The following is a 12,786-nucleotide window of genomic DNA, read 5'->3' as shown; positions in this document are numbered from 1 at the left end:
CTTTTGACCCGATTGGAGCACCCATGCCAGGCGTAACCCGACTATCGGTCCGCAATATCCGCAAGAGCTTCGGTACGCACGAGGTCTTGCGCGGCATTTCCCTCGATGCGGAAGACGGCGATGTGATCTCGCTGCTGGGGGCCTCCGGCTCCGGCAAGTCGACGTTTCTGCGCTGTATCAACATGCTCGAAACCGCCAGCGACGGCGAGATCTGGGTCGACGGCGAGGAGGTCCGCATGGTGCACAAGGGCGGGCGAAGCAAGCCGGCCAGCCAGAAGCAGGTGGACCATATCCGCTCCGAACTCGGCATGGTGTTCCAGTCCTTCAATCTCTGGTCCCACATGACGATCCTGCAGAACGTCATCGAAGGGCCGATCCATGTGCTGAAGCGCCCGCGCGCCGACTGCATCGCCGAGGCCGAAGCCCTGCTCGAAAAGGTCGGCATATCAGATAAGCGCCATGCCTATCCGGCCCATCTCTCCGGCGGCCAGCAGCAGCGTGCCGCAATCGCCCGTGCGCTGGCGATGAAGCCGAAGGTGATGCTCTTCGACGAACCGACCTCGGCGCTCGATCCGGAGCTTGTCGGCGAAGTGCTGCGCGTCATGCGTGCGCTGGCCGAGGAGGGGATGACCATGCTCGTCGTCACCCATGAGATGAGCTTTGCCCGCAACGTCTCGAACCGCGTCGTCTTCATGCGCGAAGGGCTGATCGAAAGCAGCGGCAAGCCCGACGAAATGTTCACCGGCGGCGCCACACCCGCCTTTCGCCAGTTCATCGGCCATTTCGGAAGCGGTCAATGACGATCACCATCGAGTCCGTGTTGACCTGGCGCGATGTCGCCCGCGTCGGGGCAGGGGAAGCGCTGGCGCTGTCGCCGGCCACCTCGGCCCGCGTCGAGCAGGCAAGCCGCATCGTTGCGCGCATCGTCGAGACAGGCGTGCGCGCCTACGGCGTCAATACCGGCGTGGGGGCACTGGCGGATACGGTGGTCGATCGTGCCTCGCAGAGCCTGTTGTCGCGCAGCATCGTGCTCAGCCATGCCTGCGGCGTTGGGCCATCGCTGGCCGCCCGCGAGGTGCGCGCCATCATCGCCGCACAGATTGCCAATTTCGCCCATGGTCATTCCGGCGTGCGGCGCGAGATCGTCCAGCATCTTGCGGCCATGCTGGAACATGATTGCATTCCCGACGTGCCCTCCAAGGGCTCTGCCGGTTACCTCGTCCACAACGCCCATATCGCGCTTGTTTTGGTCGGCGAAGGCAGCGCTCACCTGGACGGCCGGCGTATGAGCGGTCGCGAGGCGCTTGCCGCGATCGGCCTCGAACCACTGGTGCTTGGCGCCAAGGAAGGCTTGAGCCTTGTCAACGGCACGGCCTGCGCCACTGGTCTGACCGCTGTGGCGCTTTCCCGCGCCGAGCGGCTGCTCGACTGGGCCGATGCGATCGCAGCACTGACGCTGGAAGCGGCAGGCTGCCAGATTGCCGCCTTCGACGCGGCGGTGCTGGCGCTGCGCCCATCGGCGGGAATAGAGAAAGTCGGAGCGAGCCTGCGCGCGCGGCTTCAAGGCAGCGGTCTTGTCGCCGCCGCCTTCGGCCGGCGCACGCAGGATGCGCTCAGCCTTCGTGCGGTGCCGCATGCGCATGGGGCCGCCCGCGACGTTTTCGACAATTCCGCCCGCGTCGTCAATCAGGAACTTGCTTCGGTGACGGACAATCCGGCGGTCTCAGGCACGCCGGAACATCCGATCGTCTCCTCCGAGGCCCATGCCGTTGCCCCGGCACTCGGGCAGGCGGCCGATAGCCTGGCGATTGCGCTGGCACAGATCGGCGCGATCAGCGAGCGGCGCATGGACCGGCTCGTCAATCCGCTGGTGAGCGGCCTGCCGCCATTTTTGGCGAGCGATGCCGGCAGCCATTCCGGCTTCATGATTGCTCAATATACCGCAGCCGCACTGAGCAACGAGAACCGCCGCCTTGCTTCACCCGCGGCCATGGACGGCGGGCTGACCTCCGGTCTGCAGGAGGATTTCCTCGCGCATCCGACGGCTGCCGCCGGCAAGCTGCTCGCGGTCATCGACAACGCCGAATATATATTGGCGATCGAGTTGATGGCTGCTGCCCAGGCGCATGATTTCCTGGCAGCGACGGCGCCGCGGGCGGTAGGCACGGACCTGGTCTATAAGGCAGTGCGGGAACAGGTTTCCCACTATGGCGACGAGCGTCCGCTCAACGGCGACATCGAAGCCGTGCGCAGCCTGATCCGTGATACCGCGCCGCCGCCGATTGGTTGAACCGAAGACCGCTGTCAGAACGGCTTGCTGGTTTCGGAATTCCGCTTGGGCCTTTCGCCGGCCTCGAGACGTTTGAGGCACTGGAGATAAGTCGGGTAGAGTTGATCCACCCGCGAGAGCGGAAGCGTCCAGTCGCCTTCGTCGCCGGCAAAGGTAAGCTGCACGTCAGGTGTTCCGGCAAAGGAATTCTTGATGATCTTCTTCAGTCCGCCGCTCCCCTTGCTGGCCGGACCCCAGAGGCGAAGCGTGTACTTGTCGAAGTATTCGGCGGCGACCACTTTCGTCACTGTCCGGTTGGTCAGCGTCACCTCGGTCTTGGTATTGGCCGGAATGTCCCACGTGTTCTTTGAAACCAGCCAGAACGTCTCGGTCGCGTTCTGGCGGAATTCCATGGTCTTGCCAATCTCGCTGTCCCACAGCAGGCGACAATAGGGATGTGGGCCCTCATTCGCAAAGCCGACCGACCATTGTCTCGCCCCGCCCATCCATTCGGTCTCGCCGAAGGCGCAGACCGGCTGCACGACGGCCGCCATCAAAACCATAGCCGCGAGAATTTTCATCGCCAACATCATCTCCAACGCAATCGGCTCTAGCGATAGCAAAAGAAGGTTGAGCTTTTGCTACTACAGCCGCCGCGCGCGTCGTCGACTGCGGATTCATTTCGGGAAGAGGAACGTGACCGCGACGCGAAAGCCCAGTCCTTCCGGCCCATTGTCTGGAGCCGCCGCCCAATATCGTATGCCCGCCGTCAGGCTGATTGGCTGCTTGTCGATGGTGATCAGCTTGGCGACGGCGAAGTTGATCGGCACCGACCAGTCGTTCGTTTCCCAGTTATAGGTGGATTCCGTATTCAGCGAGAACGTCCAGGCGTCCTTGGTCGTGTAGGAGAGGAACGGCTGGAGGAATGTCGAACTCACATCCTCCCGGTCGCTTTGACCGGCGAAGGACCAGATGTGGTTGCCGAGAAAGCCGTAAGTCCACGGGCCTTGTTGCTTGAGGACGACCGCTGTCGGACCCGCACCCCACTTGCCGCTTCCGAGGAGCTCGTCCGTCGCCGTCGGCAGCAGGAACACCGGGCCGACGCCCCAGACGATGCCGCTCTCGGTCGGCTTGGACGGCGAGAAGAAGAAGCTTTGCGTGGTGTCGCCGAGACCGAACTGCGTTCCCGACGGTCCGGCAATGTCGTTCTGCCATGTGACTGGCAGGATGGTGCGCGAGATGACGTTCCAGTCCTCGTTTATCTTGAAGGGAATGACCGGCTGAATGTTCAGCGTCGCCTTGTCGCCGTCGTCTGGACCATAGCCGTGATCGTAATTGAACTGGAACGGCACGCTGATCAGCGAGGCGATCGGGTTCGACAGCTTCTTTGCCAGGTCTTCGCTCGACTGGGCGGCTGCCGTCCCTGTCCAGACACCGAGCGGCGCGACAACCAGTACCACCCAAGAAGCGACTTTCTTCACCAATGCCTCCATGATCCGATTGAATCCAGCCCGCAAGGCAGGCTTCCTCCGAAACGAAACGATATCCCCCGGTCGATCCTGTTGGATACCGAACTGTGAGCCGCTGTCACGGCGGCTCTTTGCTTCCTGGGGAGGTCGTTTTCCGGCTCCTCGAGGACACCAGGTCTTCAAAAGGCGAGCATACTGGAAGGATAATCGCCAACAGTACGAAGTTCGCCAGTCCGCCCGTTAGAACCGGATGGCGACTCCGATAATCGGCCCCTGCTGGACGACGTCGAAGACGAACCCGTCATTATCGTAATTGACGCCGAGTGCACGATATCCGGCGACCGCTGAGATGGTGTCGTTGAACTTGTAGCCGAGGCCCAACGCCACATCCCAGTCGATATCGGCGCCGCCGGCGCCCAGCAGGCCCCACCCGGTGACATAGATTTCCGGCGTGAAGAAGTAGTTTCCTCGGACGCCAGCGACGGCATCGACCCACGTGGCCCTGTCTTCGACATCCACTCCGTCCAGAATGCCGCCATTGAAGGAGATCTCGGTCTTGGCCGACCAGACCCTCATGCCACCGACCACGTCGAGGTGGCCATTTTGATCTTCGAGCACGGCGTAACCGACGCCAAGTAATCCCGCGAAGGTCTTCGATGTCACATCGACGCTATCGGCAAGGATGCCGGCAGGTGTGTCGGCGTCGGCACCGAGCTTGGTGTAGATCACGTCACCAACGATGCTGAAACGGTCGTATCTTGCTTCACCTGCGGCCATGAAAGCGAAGTCGAGGTTATTGAGGATATCGCCGAAATCCGCGTCGACATGAACTTCCGGCAGCCCAAATTGCCCAATATCGCCGGATATGCCGGCAGCCCAGAAATAAGGCGCGAAGGTGAATTCCCAGCCGCTCTGGCTCTCGACTGTTTTTGCTTCCGGCGTGAGCGGCGTAATATCGGCGGCGTTGCCGGCCGACGCCGCGCAAATGCCCGTCACCAATAGAATGGCACGCAAGTATATGGCTTTCATGAGAATCCCCCCGATCTCGTTTCGCCTCGGCACTGCTGTCCCGAGTCGGCACTGTGCAGCGAGAAGTAGATTTCGACAAGCTAAAATACCTATTTTTCGTTGATCGCCTGCGTCAACTGCCCGATGAGGCCTGAAATCTGCTGGTCCTCAGGTCTCAGTCGCGCTAGGACCTCCGCGTGTTTCAGCGCCTCGGGCAAGCGTCGAAGCTTGAGACTGTATTGCAATGCCAGGCCTATGATGTCGGCGTCTTCACCCGCTGCCCAACCATCGAGCCTGTCCAATGCCTCCCCCGTCCGGCCAGCCGAATCGAGAGCGACGGCAAAGGTCGTTTTGTACTGGGAGTTCTGCGGATCGAGCCGCACGGCCTCTTCGAGTTCCGTAATAGCATCGGTCAATGCCTGTTTCCGCACCAGCGACAACGCATGGCCGTAGCGCAGCTCCGCGCGTTCGGGCGCCATGGCGATCGCTTCGGCATAGGTCTGCTCCGACCTATCCTTCTGGCCGGAAGCGCGGTAGAACTCGGCGAGATTGACGCGCATTCCCTCCAGTGTCGGGTCGAGCGAAATAGCCCGCCTGAACGCGGCTTCGGCCTCGGCCGTACGCTGCCGGGCGAACAGGAAGAAGCCGTAATTGCTTTGTGTTTCCGCGACGTCGGCGTTCGCCTCGACGTAGGCGCGCAGGTCCGCGACAGCGTTTTCCAAATTGCCGCGCAGATTGCCGAAGAGATCGGGAGGAGTGCCGGCGAGTGCGTTGGCGGCAGCAACGCGGACCGCACGCGTTTGATCGCCGAGCAGATTGCCGACCGCCTCCAGCCTGCGTTCAGGCGGTATGTTGCCCGCCGCTTCCGCAGCGCCGAGCCTGACGAGCGGATCTGCATCGGCTGCGGCCGTGCGGATGTCGGTGGTGACATCCACGCCGTCGATGCCACTCATTGCGGCGATGGCGCTGCCCCTGACAATTCCCGCCTGGTTCCGGTCGCTGACAAGCGTGCGCAAAGCCTCTATCGCGGCCTCATCGCCGTTCGCAGCTCCGGCGAAGGCATGGGCGATCGACGGGCGTTTGCGCCACTGCGTCCCGTACCATTTGTCCATTGTCTCGGCTGCCCAATCATTTGTTCTGCCGACATGGCAGGTCGTGCACGCATTCGGCGTTCCGAGGGTTGTCGACAGGTCCGGCCGGGGGATGACGAAGGAGTGGTCGCGGCGCGGGTCGACCTTCATGTAGGTGCGTTCCGGCATATGGCAGTTGGCGCATTGCGCTCCGGTCGAACCGGCCTGATGGCGGGTATGGGCGGGAGTGTCGAACAGCCCACTTGGATCCTGCCGGACGAAGCGCTCCGGCTTCGTTTCGGTGTGGCATTGCGTGCACAGCGCATTGCCCTCGGCCTTGAGCCCGGCCTCGTGCGGCCGATGACAGTCGAGACAGGTCACGCCCGCCCTTGCCATCTTGCTTTGCTGAAACGAGCCATACTCGAAGACCTCGTCAAGGATCTGCCCGTCGGGGAAATAGAGATCCTGCCGGAGCAGGGCAGGGGAGAAATAGTCGAGAAAGGGCTTTCCCGGCTGGTAGCCGTTCAGCAGCTTGGTGCGCCTGGCATGGCAGGCAAAGCAGATGCCCGCATCGACTTTCGGCAGACCGATATCCGGTATCGAGGATGAGAGATTGCCCGATTGCGCCGAAGCGACGTGCTTGGCTCCGGGGCCGTGACAGGACTGACAGCCGATGCTGGTGGCGACGTAGCTCGACTTGTATTCGTTCGTCTGCGGTTGAAACTTCGCCTGGGGATCGGTCGAATGACAATCGATGCAGGTGCGGTTCCAGCGATAGAAAGGACCTGTCCAATGATAGGTCGATCCGGGTTTGGTCGGGGTGCCGTCGCCGAGCCAGAACCACTGCCCTTTGGCCGTATCCCAGGCAATGTCGAGCGCCTGCAGCCGTCCGCCTCCGATGTCGACGAGGTATTGCTGCAGGGGCTCGTAGGCAAAGGTATATTTGACTTCGAACTCGGCCTGGCCGCCGTCCGCTCCTTCGGTGTTGACGAAGAAGTGGCCATCGCGGCGGGTGAAGGTCGTGACGACGCCGTCATGATCGAACGTGGTATTGTCGAATTTGCCGCGCACCGTTTCGTCGTTGGCCAATGCCATGGCCTTTGCATGGTGGGACTTCGAAAAGGCCGCGGCCTGATCGGCGTGGCAGGATGTGCACGTCCTTTCATCCACGAAGCCCTCATGGATCGATATCTGCGGGTCAGCCCTGGATGTCGAGATGTCGTCAGTCGCAAGGCTGCGCCCGGCAGGCGCGAGCAACAGGAAAAGCAGGACAGCTATTCGTCCCACTGCTGCTGACCGAACAGATGCTGCCACTCAATCGCTCCCTGTTGACGTTTTAGAAGGTCGGGGTCGCCATTGTTCAAACTTCTGGCGTGAGGCGCATTCCTAATCCTTGAAAACTTGTTTCCAGTCAGCCTTCATATCGACGACGGTCCAGCCGGTGATTGCGGCCGCATCGAGCGCCTTGTCGAGGCGGCCGAATTCGGTATCGCGGTCGTAGGCATATTCACGCTCCGCATCGGTGTGATGGATCAGCACGCCGAGTCTGGCCGGTGCGCCTGCCATGGTCGTCCATTGCAGCATTTGGAGATCTCCGTCGGAATTGCCGAAGGCGGCAATCGGCCGCCGGCCGATCTGCTGGTTGATCCCGACGGGTTTGCCGGCCTTGTCGTCGATGAAGTTGACTTCGGGGAGGCGGTAGAGGGTTGGCATGTCGTCCTGCATCCTGAACTCGGTCTTGATCGACGAGCCGATTACCTGCTCGGGCGGGACGCCGTAGACTTTTTCCGCCCATGGCCGCATGAACTCTATGCCTCCGCCTGAAACGATGAAGGTCTTGAAACCGTTGGCGCGGAGATAGGCGAGAAGCTCGACCATCGGCTGATAGACGAGTTCTGTGTAAGGCCGCTTGAATTTTGGGTCACGGGCCGACGCCAGCCAATCGGTGACGATCTTCTGGAAATCGCTGCTGGTCATTCCGGCATGCGTGGTCATGATGAGCTCGACGAGGCCCTTTTCGCCCGACGCCGCAAGCGTCTTCATGTCGCCGTCAAGCACAGCCTTGAATGGCTGCGTCTCCTTCCATTCTGGATGCTGCGGAGCAAGCGTCTTCACGCGGTCCAAAGCGAAGGCCAATTGGACGTACATGGGATGCTCCACCCACAGGGTACCGTCATTGTCGAATACGGGAATCCGTTCGGTTTCCGGGACGAAGTCGGGCGATCCCTGGCCAGTGACCTTTTCGACGAAAGAGACGATGGCAACCTTCGAAGCTGTATCGTTCCAGGAGGGCAAAGGATCGCTTTGAGAGAATGCAGAAGTGGCATGAACCAGTGCGACACCGAGCGCAATGATCATCAGGCAGATCAATCGCGGCGCCGAGCGGACAAAAGACATCGGTCATCCTCCGGGGTTGGCAACAGGGAGAAACAGAACACGGGCGGCGGCCCCTCGCAGAGCCGCGGCTCTTCGATCAGTTCCCGGTCGGGAGGGTGAGCGTCACACCTTCCTTGGCGAGCTGATCACGCACCCACTGAAAGCGCTCGTAGTTCGAGAGCGTGATCGGACCCGTGTAGCCGACGCTTTGCATCTTTCTCGGAGGATACTTGACGTAGGTCGCCATGATTTTCTGGAGTTCTTCGCCCATGACAACGCCCATCCATGTACGTTCGGTGAAGTTGTTCATGAAAATATCGTAGCGTTCCTGCGGATCCTGCCAGAGGTCGAACACCTGGGGAACCGTTGCCACGTATTTGTCCGGGCCTTTCCAGCCGAGGTTGGAATCGACTGCCAGTCCGCCGGTCTGCGCTCCGTCGTCGCCGCGAAGATTGAACGCAAACTTGTAGTTATTGACCCTGATGGCACCTGGCGACAGCTCATTTTCGGTGAAATAGAACCAGGATTTCCGTTCCGATTTCCCCGCGCCGAGGAGGATTGGCGACATGTCGTAACTGTCGAAAATGATCGGCTTGTTTTCGCGGTCCTCGGTCGGAAGGGGGACCGCGCCGACGGCAGCGAATGTTGCCATCAGATCGAGACCGCCGACGATGTCGTGGTTCTTGGTGCGGGGTTTGATCTTACCCGGCCAGACGGCGATCGCAGGGACGCGATTGCCGCCCTCGCGCAACGTACCCTTCGTGCCACGAAACGGCGTGTACCCAGCGTCCGGATAGACGTCCTGCCAGGCGCCATTGTCCGTGGTGTAGAAGACCAGTGTGTTCCGGTCCATTCCGGTTTCCCGCAATTTGTCCATGATCCGGCCGATACGGGTGTCCAGTTCCACGATCGAGTCGGCATACTTGCTCTTCGACAGTGACTTGTGCTCGAATTCCGGCGCCGGCATATTTGGCTGGTGCACCTTCATGAAGTTCACGTTGATATAGAAGGGCTCATCCGGCTTCTTTGCGGCTTCGTCGAGAAATTCGACGGCTGCCTTTTCGACATAGCTGTCGAAGTAGGGGATGCCGACGACGCCTTCCTTGCCGTCGATAATCGGGGTGTCGACATATTGACCGTTGACCTTGAAATCTTCAGTGACAGGTCCCCCGGCCTTGCCGGAAAGCGCGCCCTTCGTCACCCTTTGGAACATCTCCCGCAGCTTCGGATCCATATCCGGGAACCAAGTCGGATCGGCGTAGGTGTAGGCGTTGAGATGGTAGAGACCGGCATATTTCATCTCGTCGTAGCCCTGTGCGGTCGGCAGCGCGTAGTCCGCCTCGCCAAGATGCCACTTGCCCGTGAAGTAGGTGTGATATCCGCCGCGCTTCAGCACTGATCCCAATGTCCATTCGGCCGCCGGAAGGCCGCCGCCCTGACCCTGAAACGCCACCGTGGTCATGCCGCTGCGGTTCGGAATGCGCCCGGTCTGCATGGCCGCACGCCCAGGTGTGCAGCTTGGCTGCGCGTAAAAGGAAAAGAAGGTCATGCCTTCGTCGGCGAGCTTGTCGATGTTTGGGGTCGGCATCCCGCGACCTTCACCGCCGCCATAGGGGCCGAGATCGCCGTAGCCGGTATCGTCCGACACGATGAACAGGATGTTGGGCTTTCGTTGGGAGTCCTGCGCTTGCAGGGGCGAGGCCGCACACCAGAGAATGGTGGATGAAGCCAAGGCTCCGATGCAGCGGACAAGGATTCTGCCGTTCATGTCAAATCCCTCCATTGGAGTCCGGTTGATGACGGTGTCGCTCGCGGCAAAGGCCTGCGATCGCCTGCGTCAGCTCAAACGGGCTGCTTTGAAAATGACGATCCTGCCGGAGCTGCCTCCGGTGGGGTTTGCGAAGCCGACGGCATCTCTGCCCCGGCGTGCTGGACCTTAGCCAATACGGTCTTCGCCCGATATTGTACTTTGGGGAATCCTTCTCACAGTAAGCAATCGAAAGTAGTGATGCGCAGATGACGGCGCAGCGAGAAGCTGTTATTGTCGCACGGCTTTGGGGGGAAAGCGGATGGGCTTGGGCGAATGGTCAGGTCGATTGTGCTGCACTGCCTTTTTGTTGGCGGTGGTCGCCCTGAGTGTGCCCAGTCGCCATGTCGCAGCCTCCGACACCTCGATTGCCATCGTCGACCGGGTTCCCCGCGTGCTCGTCCTCTATCCCTATGATGAGAGGATCGCGGCGACGACCGCTGCCGGAGAGGCGCTGCGGAGCCGTTTGCTGGAGGCGACAAACGGCAAGATCGACCTGTTTTCAGAGTTCCTGGATCTTTCGCGGTTTCCGGAAGGCGACCACGTCGCGCGCATGGCACGGTATCTTGGCGAGAAATACGCGTCGCGCCGTCCGGACGTGGTTGTGGCCCTCGGCAAGGAATCGGCGAGCTTCGTAACCGCGAACCGCGGCACGATAGCGCCTGGCGCAAAGATCGTCGCTGCCGGTTTCGGCACAGCCACCGCCGAGAAGATCAGCTTGCCGGATGACGTGATCGGAGCCTTCACGACATTCGACATTCTGAAGACCGCCGAGATGGCCCGCAGCCTGCAGCCCAATGCGCGCCACCTATACATTGTCGGCGGTTCGTCCGACTTCGACCGCGGCTGGCTGACGACGGCCCGCGCGGCTCTCGAGCAGTTCTCGAAATCCTACGAGACGACCTATCTGGAAGATTTGACGATCGACGAATTCGCCGAGCGGGCATCCCGAGTGCCGCCCGACAGCATCATCCTGGCATTGACGGTGTTTAAGGATCGGGCAGGGCGCAATTTCGTTCCGCGCGACGCGATCGGTCAGATCGCTGCGACCGCCAGCGCGCCTGTCTACGGCCCCTACGAGACTTACATCGATCATGGCGTCGTCGGGGGCAACACCGTCACATTCGAAGCGCTGGGCCGGACCGTCGGCGACCTCGTCATCGATGCGATTGCCGGCAAGCCGGTGTCGGATCTCGAAGCGCCGCAGACCTACATTGCCGATGCCCGGCAACTCCAGCGCCGGGGGCTTGCCGAAAAGGATCTGCCACCGGGCACGATCCAGATGCACAAGGAGAGGAGCCTCTGGGCGGAACATTGGGTCGTGTTGGTAGCGGGGGGTGGCCTCGTGCTGGCGCAGGCCAGCATCATCTCGGTGCTTCTGCTCGAGCGGAGGCGCCGCCGCGACGCCGAGCGCAGCTCGCGTCTGCATTTACTCGAAGCCGTTCATCTCAACCAGTCCGCGACAGCCGGCGCATTGTCCTCGTCGATCGCTCACGAACTGAACCAGCCCCTCTCGGCCATTCGCAACAATGCCGAGGCAGCGTCGGTGCTGCTTCGAAACGAGAACCCGGATCACGAACTGATCCAGCAGATTCTTCTCGACATCCAGGAGGACGATCAGCGCGCAGGCGATATTATCAGCCGGATGAGAGGATTGCTCAAGAAGAGAGACGAGATCGATTGGCAGGAGTTCGACCTGAACGATGTCACGTCGAGCGCGATCCACATCATTCATGGCGAGGCGGAACGACGCGGAATCAAGCTGACATCGAACCAACTGCCCGGCGGGCTGCCGGTGCGTGCCGACAAAGTTCATGTGCAGCAGGTCATCCTCAACCTGGCGATCAACGCGATGGATTCCATGGTGGACGCCGTCCCGGCCGGGAGAACGCTCACCTTTGCAACGGAACTGGCGAACGAGAAGGCGGAGCTGCGGGTCTCCGATACCGGCGACGGTATTCCCAGAGAGAGACTGAATAACATCTTCGAGCCATTCTACACCACCAAGAAAGCAGGCACGGGCCTCGGGCTCTCCATAGCCCGCGCCATTGTCGAGACCTATGGCGGCACCATCCGTGCCGACAACCGCCCGGAAGGCGGCGCGGTCTTTCGTGTGGCCCTGCCTCTTGCCCGCCGACAGGAGCGATCGAGATGAAACCGGTTATCCATATGGTCGATGACGACAAATCCTATCGGACGGCGACCGCAAGGCTGCTTTCCGCACATGGTCTGAGGGTCGAAGTCTATGAATCCGGAGACGAGTTTCTCGCCCGGCTTTCCGCTTGCGAGCCGGGTTGCGTTCTCCTCGACCTGCAAATGCCCGGCCAGTCCGGCCTGCAGATACAACGCCGCCTATGCAAGCTGGCACCGCAATTTCCGGTCGTGTTCCTCACAGGGGAAGGAGACATAAAGGCAAGCGTCGAGGCGATGAAGACGGGTGCCAAGGATTTTCTGGAGAAGGGATCGACCGCGGCGACACTGATGGAGGCGATCGATCGGGCGCTCATCCAATACGAAAGACAGCGGGCCGGACACGACCGCCTTCAAGCCCAGCGCGCCTTGGTGGCGGGCCTCAGTCCGCGTGAGGCCGAAGTGTTCCGGCTCCTCATTCGCGGCCGTCTCAACAAACAGATCGCTTATGCGCTCGGCATCTCGGAGCGGACGGTGAAGGTGCATCGCCATCAGGTCATGGAAAAGCTTGCCGTACGCTCGGTGGCCGAGGCGGTATCGATCGCCGCAAATATCGGTCTCATCGACCAGGATACGGCATCGCCGGTGGGGTGATCG

At 61.2% G+C, this 12,786-nt stretch carries 10 protein-coding genes; 4 read left to right on the top strand and 6 right to left on the bottom strand.

What is annotated here, in order from left to right:
• Positions 1-23 precede the first annotated feature (23 nt).
• A complete protein-coding gene (locus ACIPSK_RS00795; RefSeq protein ID WP_017968271.1) occupies positions 24-800 on the top strand; it encodes an ABC transporter ATP-binding protein in 777 nt (258 codons plus the stop codon).
• Positions 797-2,290, top strand: coding sequence for an HAL/PAL/TAL family ammonia-lyase (locus ACIPSK_RS00790; RefSeq protein ID WP_162115233.1), 1,494 nt, complete (start codon positions 797-799; stop codon positions 2,288-2,290). The genes ACIPSK_RS00795 and ACIPSK_RS00790 overlap by 4 nt, the downstream gene beginning before the upstream one ends.
• 14 nt (positions 2,291-2,304) lie before the next feature.
• Here ACIPSK_RS00790 and ACIPSK_RS00785 read toward each other — a convergent pair whose 3' ends face one another.
• The 6 genes from ACIPSK_RS00785 to ACIPSK_RS00760 all read right to left on the bottom strand — a co-directional run bounded on the left by ACIPSK_RS00785 (position 2,305) and on the right by ACIPSK_RS00760 (position 9,960).
• Complete coding sequence (locus ACIPSK_RS00785) at positions 2,305-2,850, bottom strand: hypothetical protein (RefSeq protein ID WP_026154581.1); 546 nt, start codon at positions 2,848-2,850, stop codon at positions 2,305-2,307.
• A 96-nt stretch (positions 2,851-2,946) separates the two neighbouring features.
• The gene (locus ACIPSK_RS00780; protein ID WP_017968274.1) at positions 2,947-3,762 is read right to left on the bottom strand and encodes a hypothetical protein; all 816 of its coding nucleotides are present in this window, start codon (positions 3,760-3,762) and stop codon (positions 2,947-2,949) included.
• A 216-nt stretch (positions 3,763-3,978) separates the two neighbouring features.
• Entirely contained in the window at positions 3,979-4,767 is a 789-nt protein-coding gene (locus tag ACIPSK_RS00775) for a hypothetical protein (protein WP_162115234.1), read from the bottom strand.
• Positions 4,768-4,856: 89 nt separating this feature from the next.
• Positions 4,857-7,130 carry a tetratricopeptide repeat protein gene (locus tag ACIPSK_RS00770; protein ID WP_162115235.1) on the bottom strand — a complete coding sequence of 758 codons (2,274 nt, stop codon included), beginning with the start codon at positions 7,128-7,130 and terminating at the stop codon, positions 4,857-4,859.
• Between the two features lie 72 nt (positions 7,131-7,202).
• A complete protein-coding gene (locus ACIPSK_RS00765; RefSeq protein WP_246709569.1) occupies positions 7,203-8,174 on the bottom strand; it encodes an HAD family hydrolase in 972 nt (323 codons plus the stop codon).
• 115 nt (positions 8,175-8,289) lie between these two features.
• Positions 8,290-9,960 carry an arylsulfatase gene (locus tag ACIPSK_RS00760; protein WP_162115237.1) on the bottom strand — a complete coding sequence of 557 codons (1,671 nt, stop codon included), beginning with the start codon at positions 9,958-9,960 and terminating at the stop codon, positions 8,290-8,292.
• Positions 9,961-10,261: 301 nt separating this feature from the next.
• Here ACIPSK_RS00760 and ACIPSK_RS00755 point away from each other — a divergent pair, with 301 nt between their 5' ends.
• Together ACIPSK_RS00755 and ACIPSK_RS00750 are read left to right on the top strand one after the other, a co-directional pair.
• Complete coding sequence (locus tag ACIPSK_RS00755; protein WP_162115238.1) at positions 10,262-12,154, top strand: sensor histidine kinase; 1,893 nt, start codon at positions 10,262-10,264, stop codon at positions 12,152-12,154.
• Positions 12,151-12,783 (top strand): response regulator transcription factor, encoded by a 633-nt coding sequence (locus ACIPSK_RS00750; protein WP_162115239.1) that lies wholly within the window; start codon positions 12,151-12,153, stop codon positions 12,781-12,783. The genes ACIPSK_RS00755 and ACIPSK_RS00750 overlap by 4 nt, the downstream gene beginning before the upstream one ends.
• Positions 12,784-12,786: the final 3 nt, after the last annotated feature.

It is taken from the genome of Rhizobium sp. LARHSG275, from assembly GCF_052871115.1.
Note: the sequence above shows the minus strand (reverse complement) of the source record. Positions and strands in the feature narration are given on the sequence as shown.

Excerpts from the sequence above, each read along its gene's own strand:
- ACIPSK_RS00795 (WP_017968271.1), top strand. The coding sequence starts at position 24 with ATGCCAGGCGTAACCCGACTATCGGTCCGCAATATCCGCAAGAGCTTC.
- ACIPSK_RS00790 (WP_162115233.1), top strand. The coding sequence starts at position 797 with ATGACGATCACCATCGAGTCCGTGTTGACCTGGCGCGATGTCGCCCGC.
- ACIPSK_RS00785 (WP_026154581.1), bottom strand. The coding sequence starts at position 2,850 with ATGAAAATTCTCGCGGCTATGGTTTTGATGGCGGCCGTCGTGCAGCCG.
- ACIPSK_RS00780 (WP_017968274.1), bottom strand. The coding sequence starts at position 3,762 with ATGGAGGCATTGGTGAAGAAAGTCGCTTCTTGGGTGGTACTGGTTGTC.
- ACIPSK_RS00775 (WP_162115234.1), bottom strand. The coding sequence starts at position 4,767 with ATGAAAGCCATATACTTGCGTGCCATTCTATTGGTGACGGGCATTTGC.
- ACIPSK_RS00765 (WP_246709569.1), bottom strand. The coding sequence starts at position 8,174 with ATGATCATTGCGCTCGGTGTCGCACTGGTTCATGCCACTTCTGCATTC.
- ACIPSK_RS00760 (WP_162115237.1), bottom strand. The coding sequence starts at position 9,960 with ATGAACGGCAGAATCCTTGTCCGCTGCATCGGAGCCTTGGCTTCATCC.
- ACIPSK_RS00755 (WP_162115238.1), top strand. The coding sequence starts at position 10,262 with ATGGGCTTGGGCGAATGGTCAGGTCGATTGTGCTGCACTGCCTTTTTG.
- ACIPSK_RS00750 (WP_162115239.1), top strand. The coding sequence starts at position 12,151 with ATGAAACCGGTTATCCATATGGTCGATGACGACAAATCCTATCGGACG.